This window comes from Mesorhizobium sp. CA15 (assembly GCF_020165215.1).
Taxonomy (GTDB): Bacteria; Pseudomonadota; Alphaproteobacteria; order Rhizobiales; family Rhizobiaceae; genus Mesorhizobium.
Map to the genome: position 1 here is coordinate 319786 of NZ_JAIUHQ010000004.1, position 18520 is coordinate 338305.

Annotated in this window: 16 protein-coding genes and 1 other RNA gene; 8 read left to right on the forward strand and 9 right to left on the reverse strand. The window is 63.2% G+C overall.

Going from position 1 to position 18520, the window contains the following annotated elements; translation table 11 throughout:
- Positions 1 to 40: 40 nt before the first annotated feature.
- From LB515_RS10790 to LB515_RS10815, 6 genes are all read right to left on the reverse strand, one after another.
- On the reverse strand, positions 41 to 1669 hold the full coding sequence (locus tag LB515_RS10790) for an ABC transporter ATP-binding protein (protein ID WP_224707694.1): 1629 nt from the start codon (positions 1667 to 1669) through the stop codon (positions 41 to 43).
- On the reverse strand, positions 1666 to 2805 hold the full coding sequence (locus LB515_RS10795; RefSeq protein ID WP_095766001.1) for an ABC transporter permease: 1140 nt from the start codon (positions 2803 to 2805) through the stop codon (positions 1666 to 1668). Before LB515_RS10795 ends, LB515_RS10790 begins: the two co-directional genes overlap by 4 nt.
- Complete coding sequence (locus LB515_RS10800) at positions 2805 to 3899, reverse strand: microcin C ABC transporter permease YejB (RefSeq protein ID WP_095766000.1); 1095 nt, start codon at positions 3897 to 3899, stop codon at positions 2805 to 2807. Before LB515_RS10800 ends, LB515_RS10795 begins: the two co-directional genes overlap by 1 nt.
- Before the next feature lie 30 nt (positions 3900 to 3929).
- Positions 3930 to 5807, reverse strand: a complete 1878-nt coding sequence (locus tag LB515_RS10805) for an extracellular solute-binding protein (protein ID WP_224707695.1) — start codon at positions 5805 to 5807, stop codon at positions 3930 to 3932.
- On the reverse strand, positions 5807 to 7687 hold the full coding sequence (locus LB515_RS10810; RefSeq protein WP_224707696.1) for an extracellular solute-binding protein: 1881 nt from the start codon (positions 7685 to 7687) through the stop codon (positions 5807 to 5809). The genes LB515_RS10805 and LB515_RS10810 overlap by 1 nt, the downstream gene beginning before the upstream one ends.
- Before the next feature lie 253 nt (positions 7688 to 7940).
- Positions 7941 to 8612, reverse strand: a complete 672-nt coding sequence (locus LB515_RS10815; protein ID WP_224545213.1) for a c-type cytochrome — start codon at positions 8610 to 8612, stop codon at positions 7941 to 7943.
- A 193-nt stretch (positions 8613 to 8805) separates the two neighbouring features.
- On the opposite strand from LB515_RS10815, the gene LB515_RS10820 reads away from it, so the two are divergent.
- Positions 8806 to 9534 carry a 3-deoxy-manno-octulosonate cytidylyltransferase gene (locus tag LB515_RS10820; protein WP_224545214.1) on the forward strand — a complete coding sequence of 243 codons (729 nt, stop codon included), beginning with the start codon at positions 8806 to 8808 and terminating at the stop codon, positions 9532 to 9534.
- Positions 9535 to 9543: 9 nt separating this feature from the next.
- A complete protein-coding gene (locus LB515_RS10825) occupies positions 9544 to 10407 on the forward strand; it encodes a prephenate dehydratase (protein WP_224707697.1) in 864 nt (287 codons plus the stop codon).
- Between the two features lie 256 nt (positions 10408 to 10663).
- Here the strand turns inward: LB515_RS10825 and LB515_RS10830 are convergent, their stop codons facing one another.
- The 3 genes from LB515_RS10830 to LB515_RS10840 are packed head-to-tail and all read right to left on the reverse strand — an operon-like array spanning position 10664 to position 12380.
- Entirely contained in the window at positions 10664 to 10966 is a 303-nt protein-coding gene (locus LB515_RS10830; protein ID WP_140843772.1) for a Dabb family protein, read from the reverse strand.
- A 10-nt stretch (positions 10967 to 10976) separates the two neighbouring features.
- Positions 10977 to 11918 carry an NAD(+) diphosphatase gene (nudC, locus tag LB515_RS10835; RefSeq protein WP_224707698.1) on the reverse strand — a complete coding sequence of 314 codons (942 nt, stop codon included), beginning with the start codon at positions 11916 to 11918 and terminating at the stop codon, positions 10977 to 10979.
- A 42-nt stretch (positions 11919 to 11960) separates the two neighbouring features.
- Complete coding sequence (locus tag LB515_RS10840; protein ID WP_224545216.1) at positions 11961 to 12380, reverse strand: HIT domain-containing protein; 420 nt, start codon at positions 12378 to 12380, stop codon at positions 11961 to 11963.
- Between the two features lie 183 nt (positions 12381 to 12563).
- Between LB515_RS10840 and ffs the strand changes: the two genes are divergently transcribed.
- From ffs to LB515_RS10870, 6 genes are all read left to right on the forward strand, one after another.
- Positions 12564 to 12660: signal recognition particle sRNA small type (gene ffs, locus LB515_RS10845), an RNA gene on the forward strand.
- 106 nt (positions 12661 to 12766) lie between these two features.
- Complete coding sequence (locus tag LB515_RS10850; RefSeq protein WP_224707699.1) at positions 12767 to 14581, forward strand: DNA polymerase III subunit gamma/tau; 1815 nt, start codon at positions 12767 to 12769, stop codon at positions 14579 to 14581.
- A 21-nt stretch (positions 14582 to 14602) separates the two neighbouring features.
- Positions 14603 to 14926: a YbaB/EbfC family nucleoid-associated protein gene (locus LB515_RS10855; RefSeq protein WP_095765991.1), complete on the forward strand. Its 324-nt coding sequence runs from the start codon at positions 14603 to 14605 to the stop codon at positions 14924 to 14926.
- A gap of 217 nt (positions 14927 to 15143) precedes the next feature.
- Positions 15144 to 16127, forward strand: a complete 984-nt coding sequence (locus tag LB515_RS10860) for a cell wall hydrolase (protein WP_224707700.1) — start codon at positions 15144 to 15146, stop codon at positions 16125 to 16127.
- A gap of 201 nt (positions 16128 to 16328) precedes the next feature.
- Positions 16329 to 16934, forward strand: a complete 606-nt coding sequence (gene recR / locus LB515_RS10865; protein WP_224707701.1) for a recombination mediator RecR — start codon at positions 16329 to 16331, stop codon at positions 16932 to 16934.
- A 191-nt stretch (positions 16935 to 17125) separates the two neighbouring features.
- On the forward strand, positions 17126 to 18403 hold the full coding sequence (locus tag LB515_RS10870; RefSeq protein ID WP_224707702.1) for a lytic murein transglycosylase: 1278 nt from the start codon (positions 17126 to 17128) through the stop codon (positions 18401 to 18403).
- Positions 18404 to 18520 lie beyond the last annotated feature (117 nt).

An 18520-nucleotide genomic window follows, 5' to 3' on the forward strand; every position in this document is an offset into this window, starting at 1 on the left:
TCTCGGATTTTTCTTCCCTGTTTCGCCGGTGCGGGTCCGGCTACTCGCTGACCACGCCGGTCGGCGCGGTCTCGATCTTGAAGGCCGCCGCCATCAGCGCCCGCGTATAATCGGTTTGCGGGCTGCTGAAAATCTGCTCGGAAGGTCCCGCCTCGACGATCCGGCCATTGCGCATGACGATGACATCATTGGCAAGGGCGCGGACGACCTTGAGGTCGTGGCTGATGAAGAGGTAAGCGAGATTGTGCTTGGCCTGCAGGCTGCGCAAAAGGTCGACCACCTGCGCCTGCACGCTCATGTCGAGCGCGGAGGTCGGCTCGTCGAGCATGACGAAGCGCGGGTTGAGCACCATGGCGCGGGCGATGGCGACGCGCTGGCGCTGACCGCCGGAGAATTCATGCGGGTAGCGATGGCGCGTTTCGGGATCGAGGCCGACCTCTTTCAGCACGGCGACCACCTTGTCGTCGCGCTGGTCGGCCGAGAGCTTCGGCTCGTGGATCTTCAGTCCTTCCTCGATGATCTCGGAGACCGACAGGCGCGGGCTGAGGGATCCGAACGGATCCTGGAAGACGATCTGCAATTCGCGCCGCAGCGGCCGCATGGCGCCGAAGGAGAGCTGGTTGATATCGCGTCCGTTGAAATTGATCGTGCCGGTCGAGGAGATCATCCGGGCGAGCGCCAGGCCCAGCGTCGTCTTGCCCGAGCCGGATTCGCCGACGACGCCAAGGGTCTGGCCGGCCCGCACCGTGACGTCGATGCCGTCCACGGCCTTCACATGGTCGACCGTGGTTCGGAAGAAGCCTTTCTTGATCGGGAACCAGACTTTGATGTCCTTGCCGGTCATGACGGATTTGGCGCCCGGGTCGGTTGTGGGCGGCTTGCCCTTCGGCTCGGCCGCGAGCAGATGCTTTGTATAGTCATGCCGCGGATTGGCGAAGATTTCCCTGGTCGGGCCGCTCTCCACGATCTTGCCCTTGGTCATGACGCAGACGCGGTCGGCGATCCTGCGCACGATGCCGAGATCATGCGTGATGAACAGCAGCGACATGCCCTTGCGGGCTTTGAGCTCCGCCAGCAATTCCAGGATCTGCGCCTGCACGGTGACGTCGAGCGCGGTCGTCGGCTCGTCGGCGATCAGAAGCTCCGGCTCGTTGGCCAGAGCCATGGCGATCATGACGCGCTGGCGCTGGCCGCCGGAGAGCTGGTGCGGATAGGCGTCGAGGCGTTTCTGCGGATCGCGGATGCCGACTTCGGTGAGCAGTTCCAGCGTGCGGGCGCGCGCGGCTTGGTCACGCAGGCCCTGATGCAATTGCAGCACCTCGACGATCTGCTGCTCGATCGTGTGCAGCGGGTTGAGCGAGGTCATCGGCTCCTGGAAGATCATGGTGATCTTGTTGCCGCGCACGCCGCGCAACGCCTTCTCGTCCATGGCGAGCAGGTTGGCCCCACTGAACAGGATCCTACCCGACGGATGGCTGGCTGCCGGATAGGGCAGGAGCTTCAGCACCGACAGCGCCGAGACCGATTTGCCCGAGCCGGATTCGCCCACCAGGGCCAGCGTCTCGCCCTTGGCGATGTCGAATGAGATGTGATCGACAGCGATCGCCTGCTTGCCGCCTTGCGCGAAGGCGACGCTCAGGTCTTGGACGGAAAGCAGGGCTTGGCTCATTTGAACGTCTTGCGCGGATCGAAGGCGTCACGCGTCGCCTCGCCGATGAAGACCAGCAGCGACAGCATCAGCGAGATCACGATGAAGCCGGAGATGCCGAGCCAGGGGGCGTTGAGGTTGCGCTGCGCCTGTTTCAGCAATTCGCCGAGCGAGGCCGAGCCCGGCGGCAGGCCGAAGCCGAGATAGTCGAGCGAGGTGAGCGTCGAGATCGAGCCAGAGAGCAGGAAGGGCAGGAAGGTCAGCGTCGCCACCATCGCGTTCGGCAGCAGGTGGCGGAACATGATGGTGAGGTTCGGCACGCCCAGCGCGCGCGCCGCGTTGACATATTCGAAATTGCGGGCGCGCAGGAATTCGGCCCGCACCACGCCGACCAGCGCCACCCATGAAAACAGCAGCATCAGGCCGAGCAGGATGAAGAAGCCGGGCGGCAGGATGGCCGATATGATGAGCAGCAGATAGAGAACCGGGATCGCCGACCAGATCTCGATGAAACGCTGGAAGAGAAGGTCGGTCCAGCCGCCGAAATAGCCTTGCACCGCGCCGGCCGCGACGCCGATCAGCGATGACCCGAGCGTCAGGATCAGGCCGAACAGAACCGAGATGCGGAAGCCATAGAGTACCCGCGCCAGCACATCGCGGGCCTGGTCGTCCGTGCCCAGCCAGTTCCAGTTGCCGACGGTGCAGTTGGCGTCGGCCTCGCCTTGCGGGTACTGGCTGCAGCGCGTCTTCTTGTCGTAAAGCCAGGACGGCTTTGCCGGCGCCGGTTCCGGAATTGCGTTGTTGACCGTCTGATAGGAGTAGCGGACCGGTGGCCAGATCATCCAGCCATTGGAGTTGATCTCGTCCTGGATCACCGGATCGCGATAGTCGGTGACGGCATAGAAACCGCCGAACTTCTCCTCCGGATAGGCGACCAGGACCGGAAACAGGATCTCGCCCTTGTAGGAGGCGACGATCGGCTTGTCGTTGGCGATCAGCTCTGAAAACAGCGACAGCACGAACAGCAACAGGAAGATCCAGAGCGACCAGTAGCCGCGCCGGTTGGCCTTGAAATTCTGCAACCGCCGCTGGTTGAGCGGCGACAGAAATGGCCTGCGGGGCCGAACCGGGGCGCTTTGGATCGCGGCCTCGGCCATCAGATGTCTCTCCGCTCGAAGTCGATGCGCGGATCGACCCAGGTATAGATCAGGTCGGACAGAAGGCCGACGAACAGGCCAAGCAGCGAGAAGATGTAAAGTGTGGCGAACACCACCGGATAGTCGCGGTCGATCACCGACTTGAAGCCGAGCAGGCCGAGGCCGTCGAGCGAGAAGATGTTCTCGATCAGCAGCGAGCCGGTGAAGAAGGCCGAGATAAAGGCGCCGGGAAAACCGGCGATGACGATCAGCATGGCGTTGCGGAACACGTGGCCGTAGAGCACCTTGTGCTCCGACAGCCCCTTGGCGCGCGCCGTCACCACATATTGCTTGCGGATTTCTTCGAGGAAGGAGTTCTTGGTGAGCAGGGTGGTCGTCGCGAAAGCCGAGAGCACGAGCGCCGTCAGCGGCAGCGTCATGTGCCAGAAATAGTCTGCGATCTTGGCGGGCCAAGACAGCTGATCCCAATTGTCAGAGACGATGCCGCGCAGCGGAAACCAGTCCCAGAACGAACCGCCCGCGAACAGCACCATGAGCATGATGCCGAACAGGAAGCCTGGGATGGCATAGCCGACGATGACGACGCCGCTGGTCCACACGTCGAAGGTCGAGCCGTCCTTCACCGCCTTGCGGATTCCGAGCGGGATCGAGATCAGGTAGGACAGAAGCGTGATCCACAGGCCGATGGAGATGGAGACGGGCATCTTCTCCAGGATCAGGTTCAGCACCGAGATATCGCGGAAATAGCTGTCGCCGAAATCGAAGCGGATATAGTTCCACAGCATCATGCCGAAGCGCTCGAGCGGCGGCTTGTCGAAGCCGAACTGCTTTTCCAGCTTCTTGATGAATTCGGGATCGAGCCCCTGCGCGCCGCGATATTTCGAGCCGACATCACCGGCCACGTCGAAATTGCCGCCGCCGGCGTCGCCGCCACCGCTGCCGAGGCGGTCGTTGCCGCCCTGGTTGGTCAGCCGGGCGATCACCTGCTCGACCGGCCCGCCCGGGGCGAACTGGATGACCGCGAAGGAGATCGCCATGATGCCGAACAGCGTCGGGATCATCAGAAGAATGCGGCGCAGGATATAGGCGCCCATCAGGCGACGGGCCCCGCGCGAACAGTGATGTCAGGCTTTGCCAATCTTTGCCGCCTTGCCCTTGTCGAACCACCACAGCGCCTCGACCGGAAAGCCGAAATCGGGTTTCTGTTCGGGAAAGCCGAACATGTCCCAATAGGCGCTTCGGTGATTCGCCAGATACCAACTTGGAATCCAATCGCGCCGCGCGCGCAAGGCCCGGTCCAACGCACGCATGGCGGTGGTCAGGCTTTCACGATCCTTGGCGGCGCCGACGGCATCGATCAGCGCATCGATTGCCGGGCTTGCAACGCCCGACAGGTTGCGTGAACCCGATACTGAGGCGCTGCGCGAATGGAAGAAAATTTCCAGATCGTCGCGGGTCGGCGTGGCGCTGAAATTGAAGGCGGCCGAGAGCAGGTCGAAATCGAATGTCGATTGCCTGAGCTGGTACTGCGCCGAATCCACCAGGCGGATCGAGGCATCGATGCCGATGGCTTTCATGTTGGCGACCCAGGGCGAATAGACCTGCACGAAGGTCTCGTCGTCGACCAGGAATTCGGCGGCCAGCCGCCCGCCCTTGTCATTGACCACGAAGTCACCGGAGCGTTTCCAACCGGCCTGAGCGAGCAATTTCAGTGCCGCGCTCAGGCGTTTGCGGTCCCGCCCGGACCCGTCCGACGGCGGTTGCGTCACCGCTTCGCCGAAGGTCTCCGGCGGCAGCTGGTCGCGCAGCGGCTCGAGCAGCGCCAGCTCCTGCGGCGTCGGCATGCCCGCGGCCCGGAAGTCGGATTTTTCGAAGCAGGATTGCGAGCGCTCATAGGAACCGTAAAAGAAGTTGCGCCGTGTCCATTCGAAATCGAAGCAGAGCGCGATCGCCTGCCGCACGCGTGGATCCTTGAACTGCTCACGCCGCTGGTTGACCGCGGTGGCCTGCATCGAGGGCACCGTTTCGGCGGGGAATTCGTGCTTGACCACTTTGCCGGCGATAAAGGCCGGAAAGTCGTAGGCCGTCGCCCAGACGCGCGACGTGAATTCCTCGCGGTAGAGGATCTCGCCCTTCTTGAAGGCCTCGAACCCGGCGGTGCGATCCTGGTAGAATTCGATGCGGATGCGCCCGAAATTGTTCAGGCCGCGATTGACCGGCAGGTCGTTGCCCCAATAGTCGGCCACCCGCTCATATTCGATCCAGGCACCCGCCGACCAGCGCCCGACCTTGTAGGCGCTTGAGCCGAGCGGCGGATTGAGCTGCGACGAATCGAACGGGTTGGCCGTAAAGAAGGCCTTCGAAAGGATAGGGAATCCGACGACGTTGAGGATGGTGCGGGCCGACTGCTTGCCCGAGAATTTGAGCTCGACCGTGTGGGTGTCCTTCGCCACGGCATCTTCCAGATGCGTCAGTGACAGCGCGTAGTCCGGATGCCCTTTGTCTTTCAGCAGCTTGAAGGTGAAGGCAACATCGTCGGCGGTGAGCGGCGTGCCGTCATGGAAGCGCGCCTGCGGGCGCAGCGAGAAGGTGAAGGTGTTGCGGTCGTCGGAGATCGTGACACTCTCGGCGATCAATCCATAGGCCGCATCCGGCTCGTCAAGCGCCCGCACCATCAAGGAATCGAAGCACATTTCCATGCGCTGCGGGGAATCGCCCTTGGGGACGAACGAATTCAGCGTGTTGAAGGTCTGCGGGCTCTGGTTGGCGCCCCAGTTGGGCGGCGAGAAGTTGAAGGTGCCGCCTTGCGGCGCATCAGCATTGACATAGTCGAAATGCGTGAAGTCAGGCTTGTATTTCAGGTCGCCGAAGGCCGACAGGCCATGCAGCTTGACGCCGGTCGGGGTGTCGGCAAAGGCCCGGCCCGGCAGCAACGCGGCCGCCGTGGCCGCGGCGCCGAGCGCCAGGAAGTCGCGGCGAGGAAGCAAAGTCCGCCGCTCCATCAATTGACGCCTTTGTACTTGGCGGCCAGCGCCTTTTCCCTGGCCGTGTCGATCCACCAGGAATCGATATCGGCGCCGCGGTAGCTGGGCTGCTTATCCGGCATGCCGAATTTGTTCCAGTAGGCGAGCCAAACCACCGCGCGATAGTATTGCGGAACGACGTAGTAGTTCCACAGAAGGACACGGTCGAGCGCATGGGTCGCGGCGACGAGGTCGTCGCGGTCGGTGGCGAAGATGATGCGGTCGACGAGCGCGTCGACGACCGGGTTCTTGATGCCGGAATAATTGCGCGATCCGGGCGTGTCGGCGGCCTTCGAACTCCAGAAATCGCGTTGCTCGTTGCCGGGCGATTCCGACTGCTGTAACTGGCTGGTGATGACATCATAATCGAAATTATTGACGCGGTTGATGTACTGCGTCTGGTCGATCATGCGCAGATCGGCGTCGACGCCGATCTTGCGCAGATTGGCGATCCAGGGACTGGAGATCACTTGATCGGTGTCGTTCCAGCCGAGGATCTCGAACTTGAACGGCGCGCCGGTCTTGGCGTTTACCATCTTGCCGCCCTTGATCACCCAGCCTGCCTGGGCAAAGAGGTCGACCGCCTGCTTCAGATATTTCCGTTCCGCCTGTGGCGAGTCATAGACCGGCAGCTTGAATTCCTGAGTGAACAACTCGGGCGGCAGCTTGTCGCGGTATTTTTCGAGGATCTCCAGCTCCGTGCCCTGCGGCAGTCCGCTCGACGCCAGCTCCGTGCCCTGGAAATAACTATGGGTGCGTGTGTTCGAATTGTAGAAGAGCGTGCGGTTCATCGTTTCGAAATCGAACGGAAGCGTCAGAGCCTCGCGCACCAGGCGGTCTTGGAACAGCGGTCGTCTCTGGTTGAGTATGAAGGCCTGCATGGGTTCCGGGGAGGTGGTCTTGAACACCTGCTTGACCACGTCGCCGGCGCTCACCGCTGGAAAATTATACGCCGTATTCCATCGCCGAGAGCTGTTTTCCGGCTTGATGTCGTCCAGCCCACCCTTGGTGAAGGCCTGCCAGGCGGCATTATCGTCAAGAATGTAGGTGAAGCGCTGGGTGTCGAAATTCTCGCGGCCGATCTTCACCGGCAGCTTGGCGCCCCAATAATCGGGGACGCGCTGCCAGACGATTTCCGAGCCCGGCTTGAAGCTGGCGATCTTGTAGGCCGCGGAGCCCAGCGGCGGCTCCAGCGTTGGGCGCGTGATGTCTCGCTTCTTGCCGCTGGCGTCAGTCCCTTCCCACCAGTGCTTCGGCAGCACGACCAGATCGCCCATGATCTTGGGCAACTCGCGGTTGCCCTTCTGGTTGAAATGGAATTCGACCTCGCGGTCGGAGATGGCTACAGCGTCGGTGACGTTCTCGAAATAGCGGTTGTATTGCGGGGCGTTCGCTTTCAGCACATTGAACGACCAGACCACGTCGTCGACAGTGATCGGCTGGCCGTCATGCCATTTCGCTCGTGGATCGAGCCGATAGGTCGCGGACGAATAGTCGGCGGGATATTTATAGGCCTCGGCGACCAAGGGGTGGCTGACGCTGCCCTCGTCGGTCGCCTGATCCATCAGCGTGTCGTAGAGCAGCCCGCCGCCGAAACCGACCAGCCCCGCGGCCGGCGATCCCTGCACGATATAGGGGTTGAAGCTGTCGAAGGTGCCGGTGACCACGGAGTTGTAGGTGCCGCCCTTCGGCGCATCTGGATTGACGTAGTCGTAATGCTGAAAATTCTCGCCATACTTCGAAGGTCCGATCAGCGACGACGTCGTGCGCCATTCATCGGCGAAGCCGGCCTGCAAGCTGGCGGCGAAGGCGAGCGCGAACGCCGATGCGAAAAGCGTGCGGAAACGGCCAACCTTCATGCGTTCTCCTCGTCGCGCACTCCAGAGCGGTTCATCGTTTCCCGGAAACGACAACCGCTCTATCGTTTTGTTTCGACGCAATTCCGGACGGAACCGGTTCTCCCTTCCTGAATTGCGCTGCCCACCCGCAATCTAGATCATTTGACGCGGGTGGAAACCGCAAGTGCCGCCTTTGTCGCGGTCCATGCAGCTTTCCTAACAGAAAAGCCGGGACGAACCCGGCTTTTCCAAGGAAGTCTCTATGACGAATTGTTTATTGAGCGGGCGCGGCGGGCTTGGCCGGAGCGGTTCCCTCGGCCGGCTTGGCCGGAGCGGTTCCCTCGGCCGGCTTGGCCGGCGCGGCACCTTCCGCCGGCTTGGCTTCCGCCGAAGCACCCGGCTGCGGCAGCGGCTTCGGATTGTCCGACAGCGTGCGCAGATAGGCGATCACATTGGCGCGGTCTTCATCCTTCGGCAGGCCGGCGAAGCCCATCGCCGTGCCCTTCACGAACTTCTTCGGCGAGGTGATGAAGTGGTTGAGATTGTCGTAGGTCCAGTGCTCCTGGCCGCCCTTGGAGAAATCCTTCATGCCGGCCGAATAGGCGAAGCCTTCATGCTCGGCGACGGGGCGGTCGACGATGTCCCAAAGATCCGGACCGACCTTGTTCGGACCGCCTTTTTCGCCGGAATGGCAGGCCTGGCATTTCTTGAAGATCGCGGCGCCCGCCTCGACATTGGCGGTGGCGAGCAGGTCGGCGATCGGCTTGGCTGCCGCCGCGGGAGCAGCCGGACCGCCTTCGGCCGGTTCCTGCGCTTCGATGGCGAAGCCGGGCTTTTCGGGCGTCGGGGAGGCGAACAGCCCGTCCGAGACGAGGCCTATGGAAAAGACGATGAAGCAGGTTCCAAGAAATCCGCCGAGCAGCTTGTTGACTTCGTTGGAATCCATACGCCCCTTGCTCCCTTTTCCGGCGGACCGTCCCGTCCACTCCGTCCGTCGGTATCGCGAACTGCCCTGAAAGGCCAGTCAAACCGCGCGGAAACTAGGTCTTTTGCTCTGGCGTTGCAACACCTATAAGGGCGCTTCCAGTGAGACCTTTTGCCACTTTTCCATCCGCTTTTTTCGGCTGCCCTGAAATCCGATGTCGACCTTGATCCTGATCCCCGCCCGCATGGCCTCCACGCGCCTGCCGGGCAAGCCGCTGGCCGAGATTGCGGGCGTGCCGATGATCGTCCATGTCGCCCGGCGCGGGGCCGAGGCCGGGCTTGGCCGTGTGGTCGTGGCGACTGACACGGAGGCGGTCGCGCAAGCCGTGCGGGCGCATGGTTTCGAGGCTGTCATGACCCGAGCGGATCACGAATCGGGCTCCGACCGCATCTTCGAGGCGCTGACGGCGCTCGACCCCGAAAAGCGGGTGCAAACGATCGTCAACATCCAGGGCGATCTGCCGACCATCGCCCCCGAAATCATCGGCGCGTCGCTGCGGCCGTTTGAGGACAAATCGGTCGATATCGCCACGCTCGGCGTCGAGATCGTGCGCGACGAGGAGAAGACCAATCCCAATGTCGTCAAGATCGTCGGCTCGCCGCTGTCGTCGACACGGTTGCGAGCCCTCTATTTCACCCGCGCCACTGCGCCCTGGGGCGAGGGGCCGCTCTACCATCACATCGGCCTCTACGCTTATCGCCGCGCCGCGCTGGAACGTTTCGTCGCACTGAAGCCGTCGCCGCTGGAGCGTCGCGAGCGGCTGGAGCAGCTGCGCGCGCTGGAAGCCGGCATGCGCATCGACGCCGAGATCGTCCATTCCGTGCCGCTCGGCGTCGACACGCCGCACGATCTCGAACGCGCCAGGCAAATCCTTTCAAAATGAGACATCAGCATGCCTGAAAAGACCAACAGAATTTCCTTCCAGGGCGAGCCCGGCGCCAATTCCGACACGGCGTGCCGCAACATGTTCCCCGCGATGGAGCCGTTGCCGTGCCCGACCTTCGAGGATGCCTTCAACGCGGTCGAGACCGGCAAGGCCGATCTCGCCATGATTCCGATCGAGAACACCATCGCCGGCCGCGTCGCCGACATCCACCACCTCTTGCCGGAATCGAAGCTGCACATCGTCGGCGAATATTTCCTGCCGATCCATTTCCAGCTCATGGTGCTGCCGGGCGTGAAGCGCGAAGAGATCAGGACCGTCCACAGCCACATCCACGCGCTCGGCCAGTGCCGCAAATATATCCGCAAGAACGGCTGGAAGCCTGTGGTCGCCGGCGACACGGCGGGTTCGGCCAAGATGGTGTCGGAGGTCAGGGACCGCACCATGGCCGCGCTGGCGCCGGCTCTGGCCGCCGAGCTCTATGGGCTCGACATCATCGAGAAGAATGTCGAGGACACCGATTCCAACGTCACCCGCTTCGTCGTGCTGACCAAGAACAAGCAATGGGTGGAGCGCCCCGCGCCGGACGCCAAGATGATGACCACCTTCATCTTCCGTGTCCGCAACGTGCCGGCCGCGCTCTATAAGGCCATGGGCGGCTTCGCCACCAACGGCATCAACATGACCAAGCTCGAGAGCTATCAGCTTGGGGCCTTCACCGCGACGCTGTTCTACGCCGACATCGAGGGCCACCCGGACGACCCCCTGGTCAAGCTGGCGCTCGACGAGCTGCGCTTCTTCTCGCGCGAAATGCGCATCCTCGGCGTCTATCCGGCCAGCGCCTCGCGCGAGCAGTGGAAGGTCGCGGATTAGGGAATTGTACCTGCGGGGTTAGCCGAAACGCTTAAGCTTCGTCATCCACGGGCGAAGCAAGGAGCGAAGCGACGCGCGCAGACCCGAGGATCCATGCAGCTACGCTGGAGCGCCGCCCAATGTTGCAGAATTCTGCTCCGTTGCGTTCCCCATTAAGGTCACGGCATGGATTCCAGGGTCTCCGCTACGCTCCGCCCTGGAATGACGAACCGATGGAGGTTCCGCGCTAACCTGCGACGTTTGTGCTCAACCCCTCTCAGCCAAATCCCAACGGCACGTAGTCGATCTCCATGAACTTCTCGACCTCAGGCACCCAGCGGTCGCGCACGAAGGCGACATGGTCGGGGTGCTCGTTGTAGCGCGTGTAGGCCGCCTGGTCGGCGAATTCCATCGAGAAGCCGAACTGGTAGTCGTTCTTCGGGCTCACCTGCCGCAACTGCTCGAAATGCGTGACGCCCTTGATCCCGGTCAGGATCTTCTTCGCATCGTGCAGGAAGCGCTTCGTCTCCAGCGATTGCAGCGGATGCTTCAGCGTGAACACGACGGTATGGCGGATCATGTCTCGTCTCCTATTCGCTGTCGACCCAGGCGCGGATGAGGTGATGGGCGATTGCCCCTTTCGGCGGTGTAATCAAGCCATCGGCATGCTGCCTGTCCAGCATCGTGCGCACCTCGTCGCGGAAGAACCAGCGGCAGTCCTCCAGCTCGTTGAGGTCGGCCTGGATATCCTCGTTAAGGGGCTCGCCGAAACAACCGATCATCAGCGAATAGGGGAACGGCCAGGGCTGGCTGGCGTGGTAGACGACGCGGCCGAGCCGGATGCCGGCCTCTTCGAGCGTCTCGCGCCGTACCGCCGCCTCGATCGTCTCGCCCGGCTCGATGAAGCCGGCAAGCGCCGAATACATGCCCGGCGCGAAATGCCTGCCGCGCCCCAATAGGCATTTCTCGCGCGTCACCGTCAGCATGATTGCCACCGGATCGGTGCGCGGGAAATGGTCGGTGCCGCAGGCAGGGCAATGGCGCCGGTAGCCGCCGGCGCGCATCTCCGAGCGGTTGCCGCATTTGGAGCAGAAGGCATGGCTTACGTGCCAGGCAAGCAGCGCCGCGCCTTGCGCCAGCGCGCCGGCCGCCGCCTCGTCGACCAGCCCTTGCATATAGACGGAACGATAGTCGATCGCCTTGATCGTCTCGGGCAGCTTTTCCGGCTCGATGCCGGCGGGCACGGCCAGCACCGGCCCGCTGTCGGAGAAGCCGAGCAGCACGCCGCGATCGAGTGCGGCTTCGAAAGCTCCACTCTCATCCGTCCTGAACCAGGGGTCGAACGTGCCATCCTCGAGTTTGAGATAGAGCCGGCCGGCATGCATCAGCATCAGCCGCGCTGCCTGGTCGGCCAGCGCTTTTTCGACCGCATCATCAGCCCGGTTCTCGGACTGCCGATCGATCCGGTTGCCGGCGAAACCGACGAATTGGCTGGGCTCGCGCAAGGGCGCGTCGAACAGGCGAAAGCTCATGGAAACTCGGGTGGGCTCGATGTGCGGATGGAACTGGTCAGCTTATAGCGCCGCCTTGATCGTTTCGGCAAACCGCCTGATATCGGAGCGCTGGTAGGGCTCGCGTATGCCATAGCCCCAGACCGGTCCCGGCCAGCCGGGATCGCCCTCCGAGCGGGCGACGACGTGGACATGCAGCTGACGCACGATGTTGCCGAGCGCGCCGGTGTTGATCTTGGTGCATCCGGTCACCCGCTTCAGCGCCTGCGCCACCATATTGGTCTCGAAGGTCAGCATCGCCTGGTCGAGCGGCGTCAGGTCGTGAATTTCCTCCACGCCCGGCCGCTGCGGCACCAGAACCAGCCATGGCCAGCGGCGGTCGTTCATCAGCCTGAGCTCGCAAAGGCCAAGCCACAAAAGCTGCTCGCTGTCCGCCTCCAGCCGGGCGTCCAGCGTGAATCCGGCCTCGAGGCCCGGCAGCATGAGCGTTTCCTTCGCTTTTGTTGCAAGCATTTTCCAAACCAGGAACGCTAGAGCGGCGGCAGGGTGGCTGCAAGCGATTCATTGACCGCCATTATCGATTTGAAGGACTTTCCGCCTTCGATGCGGTTGCGGGTTGCGGCTCGGCCCTTGCATTTCGCCGCTGAATTGCCGATATGGAGCGCGGGAGGTTGGTGGTGGACGATCCACTCGCCAACCGGGTCAGGTCCGGAAGGAAGCAGCCCTAACGAGCCCGGAACGGGTCATTGTTCCAGCCTCCCACCTCTTCGCCTTTCTCCCGCGACATTGACGGCGCCAAGCCGTGCGGGTGAGACTATGCGCAGGAATCGGCCGCCTTCCGTCGCGGTCCTGGGAGCTTTTGACGGCGAATGAGCGAAGCCGGAAATTTGGGGCCACAAAGCCTGGAGACTGGCAAGGCCGCCGCTTATCGCGTCCTGGCGCGCAAATACCGCCCTTCGAATTTCTCCGAGCTGATCGGCCAGGAGCCGATGGTTCGCACGCTGACCAACGCCTTCGCCACCGGCCGCATCGCCCAGGCCTGGATGTTGACCGGCGTGCGCGGTGTCGGCAAGACGACGACCGCGCGCATCCTGGCGCGGGCCCTCAACTACAAGACCGCGACCGTCGACCAGCCCTCCGTCGACCTTTCGATCCTTGGCGAGCATTGCCAGGCGATCATGGAAGGCCGCCATGTCGACGTCATCGAGATGGACGCCGCCTCACATACCGGCATCGACGACATCAGGGACATCATCGACCGGGTGCGCTACGCACCGGTCTCGGCGCGCTACAAGGTCTACATCATCGACGAAGTGCACATGCTCTCCACCCAGGCCTTCAACGGCCTGCTGAAGACGCTGGAAGAGCCGCCGCCGCACGTCAAATTCATCTTCGCCACCACCGAGATACGCAAGGTTCCGATAACGGTCCTGTCGCGTTGCCAGCGCTTCGATCTCCGCCGCATCGATGCCGGCGCGCTTGTCGGGCATCTGTCCTCGATCGCGGCCAAGGAAGGTATTACCGTCGACGACGAGGCGCTGGCGATGATCGCGCGGGCCGCCGAAGGCTCGGCGCGCGATTCGCTCTCCATCCTCGATCAGGCGATCGCCCATGGCAGCGGCACGGTCAGCGCCGAGGCGGTGCGAGCCATGCTCGGCCTTGCCGACCGCGCCCGCATCATCGACCTGTTCGAGCATGTCATGAAGGGCGATGTCGCAGCGGCCTTGGCCGAATTCCGCGCGCAATACGACACCGGCGCCGATCCGGCCGCCGTGCTTACCGATCTTGCCGAGTTCAACCACCTCGTCACCCGCCTGCGCTTCGTGCCGGCGGCAGCCGACGATGCTTCGCTTTCCGAGGATGAGCGCCGGCGCGGCGCCGAATTCGCCGGCACGCTTTCGGTGCGCGTGTTGTCGCGGACCTGGCAGATGCTGCTCAAGGGTATTCCTGAGGTGCAGTCTTCCAACCGCCCGGTCAGCGCCGGCGAAATGGTGTTGATCCGCCTGGCGCATGCCGCCGACCTGCCGACGCTGGACGAGGCGCTGAAATCGCTGGAAGGTGCGGCCCCGCAGTCGAATGTGGCGCCGCGCGCCAACGGAACACCCGCGGGGTCCGGCAATGGCAGCGCAACTGCTGTCGCGCAGACCCGGGTGCCAGCTTCCCCCGGCGGCGCGCAGACGATGCGCCTGGTCGAGGCGCAGCCTGTGCCGGAGACCTTCGTTCCCGCGCCGGAGCCGGTCGCCGAGGCGCCTGTCGTTCCAGTGAAATCGCTGGCCGACATCGTTGCGCTTGCCGACGCCAATCGCGACATGGCCTTCAAGGTGCTGCTGAAACGCTGCGTGCGGCCGGTTCGCATCGAGCCCGGCCGGCTCGACGTTGCCTTGACTAACGACGCGCCGAAGATGCTGCTCAACGACCTCACCGCCAAGCTGCGCGCCTGGACCGGGCGCAACTGGCTGGTGTCGCTGTCGAAGGAAGAAGGCGGCCAGACATTGGCCGAGATGGAGACGACGAAGCGCGAGAATGCCTTCTCCGACGCCAAGAGCGATCCCGTAGTCGCGGCCATTCTCGCCCGTTTCCCTGGCGCCAAGATCATCGATGTGCGCATCCCGGACGTCCCGGATGTGGAAGAGGCCGAGGCCGACCTGCCGGTCGAGCCGGCGGCCGATGACGACGAGACCTGAAACATTTATGAGGACCAACCGATGAAAGATCTTCTCGGCCTGATGGGCAAGGCGAAGGAAATGCAGGCCAAGTTCCAGGCCATGCAGGACGAGATCGCCACGCTTGAAGCCACCGGCCAAGCCGGCGGCGGTCTGGTCAGCATCACGCTGACCGGCAAGTTCGAAATGAAGACGCTGAAGATCGATCCGTCTTTGATCAAGGCGGACGAAGCAGAGATCCTGGAGGACCTCATCTTGGCCGCCCACAATGACGCCAAAAATAAGGTCGAGCAGATCATGCAGGAGAAGACCAAGGCGTTGACGGCAGGCTTGCCGATCCCGCCCGGAATGAAATTGCCTTTCTGAGGCGGTGTCCGCCAGTTAATTGATTATGAACGGAAATTGAGTCCAGCCTGCAATATTAACCATTTTGCCGGCAATGCTCACGGGCTCATTTCGCGGCATTCATAAAGTTTTACCCAAGTCCAGAAGTTGCTAACCTTCTAGCCATCTTTTTGCCTGAAAGAGTCTCATTCTTGCCACATCTCGGGGCGGGCTGGCATCTGGACATGAGGCTTTTTTGGTGATCGCGACGCGATGGAAGACGCCGCTGCTGCTTATCGGCATCGTCACTTCCCCCTTGCTCCTGGCCGGTTGCAGCCAGACCACTTCCTCCCATCGCATGTCGGTGTCGGGTCTGACCGGCGTCCTTACGCCGAGCTTCCTCAGCTCGCGCTCCTACACGATGAAGGACAAGGAATGCCTGCAAAGGGCGATGTTCTTCGAGTCCAACCGGTCGAGCCGTGACGGCATGATCGCCGTCGGCACGGTCGTGATGAACCGGCTGCGCTCGGGCCAGCATGGCAACACCATCTGCGAGGTCGTCGGCGAGAGGGGCCAGTTCGCGCCCGGCGTGCTGACGCGGCCGATGAACTCCAGGGCGCTGCCCGACGTCGAGGAAGCCGCGAACGCGGTGCTGAAAGGCGAGCGCAAGGCCAAGCTCAAGAACACAATGTATTTCCACACCGCCGGCCTGCGCTTCCCTTACAAGAACATGCATTACACCATGGTGGCCGGCGGCAACGCCTTCTACGAGAAGCGCGGCCGCAACTGGCAGCCGCTGCCGGACGAGCCGATGGTCGCCATGGCCTCCGACAAACAGCAGAAAATCGACCCTGCCGCCCCCGTGCTGGTGGCTTCCGCCGAGCCGGTGGTCAAGACGATCGTACGCCCGGATCCGGCCAAGCAGGCCGCGATGAATGCGGCCGAACCGACGCTTCCGGCCAAGGCGGCAATCGTTCCGGCCGAAGCGACCTATGTGACGGCTGCTGCTGCTCCTTCGCAGAAATCCGGCCGCCTCGCGCAGAAGCCGATGGTCGTGGCGATGCAGGAGCCGATGGCCGAGCCGGACGCCTCGCGTTTCGGCGGCACGCTCAAGGGCCGCCACGTCTCTTCGGTGCCCAGCGCGCCGCAGGAAGCGTCGATGGGCTTCCAGTCGACACCCGAGAACACCGACGCCATCGGCGCGATGATCGCCAGCCAAGATCGGCCGCTCGAAACCAACTGAGCCCGATTTGATCCAATACAGGGCCCGCCATGGCGCCATGGCAGGTCCTCTGCCCTTGCTGGCTGTTCCAAGCCGCTCTGAAAAATCCTGGATCAGTCCACCGTTTCAAGAAGCGGCGAACCGATCCATCTTTTCCCTTGCACGCAATTCGGGACGGAAAACCGCTTCGCACTTTTCCTGGAATTGCTCTAGATCAGGGCGATGTCGAAGAGAATCGCCGGTCCGGAAATCGAACGCCTGATCCAGCTCCTGGCCAAGGTGCCGGGGCTAGGGCCGCGCTCGGCCAGGCGCGCAGCGCTTCATCTCATCAAGAAGAAGGAACAGCTGCTCGAGCCCCTGGCTGCCGCCATGAGCGAAGCGGTCGACAAGGTGCGCATCTGCTCGACCTGCGGCAATGTCGATACCGCCGATCCTTGCATGATCTGCACCGACCCACGCCGCGACGCCGGCACGCTGATCGTCGTCGAAGACGTCTCGGACCTTTGGGCGCTGGAGCGCGCGGCGGCGATGAACGTGCGCTATCACGTGCTCGGCGGCACGCTGTCGCCGCTCGACGGTATCGGTCCCGACCAGCTCAACATCCGCTCGCTGGTCGACCGCGTTGCCGGCGGCGAGGTGAAGGAAGTCATCCTCGCCGTCAATGCCACCGTCGAGGGGCAGACGACGGCGCATTATTTGACGGATCAGTTGGCGGGTTCTGATGTGAAAGTGACGCGGCTCGCGCATGGCGTGCCGGTCGGCGGCGAGCTCGATTACCTGGACGAAGGCACGCTGGCCGCGGCGTTGCGGTCGAGGACGGCGTTTTGAGGGGACTGGAGAGGGCGCGCGTGACAGATGTTATTCCTCGAGATGCTGCGCTCCGTCACACCCCCCTCTGCCCTGCCGGGCATCTCCCCCGCAAGGGGGGAGATTGGCAGTTTCTTTGCCGGCGCTTTTATCCCCACGTCGGCGATTGGCGAAAGCCTGCGCGACATCTGATCTCCCCCCTTGTGGGGGAGATGTCCGGCAGGACAGAGGGGGGCGCGACAGAACGCCAGCCTTCCAGACGGGTCGTCCTTTCCTTTCTGACGGCGTTGATCGCTCTCTTCATTACCACCCCCACCCATGCCGCCCCCATCGACGACCAGTTCCAAGCCTGGCTTCAAACCGACCTCTGGCCCGAAGCCAAGTCCAAAGGCATCTCCAAGAAGACCTTCGACGCGGCCTTCCTCGGCGTGAAGCCGAACTTGAAACTGCCCGATCTCGTCCTGCCCAGCGAGAAGCCGACGACGCCTGAGAAGCAGCATCAGGCCGAGTTCGGCCCGCCGGCCAGCTACTTCGCCGAGAAGGTGGTTCGGGCCGTCACCTCGGGCGGAAGGACGCGCGAGAGCGCCAATGCCCGGACGCTCGGGCTGATCGAGAAGCGCTATGGCGTTCCGGGCGAGATCGTGCTGGCGATCTGGGGTCGCGAGACCGGCTTCGGCGCGGCCAAGATGCCTTACGACGCCTTCGAGGTGCTGGGCACCAAGGCGTTCATGTCGACCAAGAAGGATTTCTTCCGTACCGAGGTGCTGGCGGCGCTCGAAATCGTCGAGCGCGGGCTGGCGCCGGTCAATGCGATGAAATCGTCCTGGGCCGGCGCGCTCGGCCAGCCGCAATTCATGCCGACCTCCTTCTTGAAGCACGCCGTCGATTTCGACGGCGACGGCCGGCCCGATATCTGGAATTCGACGCCCGATGTGCTCGCCTCGATCGCCAACTACCTCGTCCATTATGGCTGGGTGAGGGGGCGCGGCTGGGGGGCCGAGGTGACGGTGCCGGCAAATGTGTCGTGCTCGCTCGAAGGACCCGACCGGGGCAAGAGGATCTCCGATTGGGTGGCGATGGGCATCAGGCGCGTCGACGGCAAGGCGTTTGCGGCGAGCGAATTGAAGGCCGAGGGCTTGCTGCTGATGCCGGCCGGGCGCAGCGGTCCGGCCTTCGTCGTGACGCCGAACTTCTATGTGCTGAAGCAATACAACAACAGCGATCTCTACGGCCTGTTCATCGGTCATGCCGCCGATCGCATCGCCAAGGGCGACGCCGCCTTTGTCGGCGGCTGGGGCGCGGTCGGCGATCTCCACCGCTCCGATATCGCCGTCCTGCAGCGGGCGCTGGAGGCCAAGGGCTACGATGTCGGCAGCGCCGACGGCCTGCCCGGCTTCAAGACCCGTCGCTCCATCGGCAGCTGGCAGGCAAAGAACGGCAAGCCCGCCACCTGCTTTCCCGATGCGGGCCTCGTCGCGCAGTTGAAATAGCGGCTGCCTCGCAAGGGATGGACCTGATAATTTTTTGCGGATTGGCGGCTTCAATTAGCCGGCGCATGGGTCGACTCATACGGCTCGACTGGTCCCCCAATATAGCGTCTCGCAAAA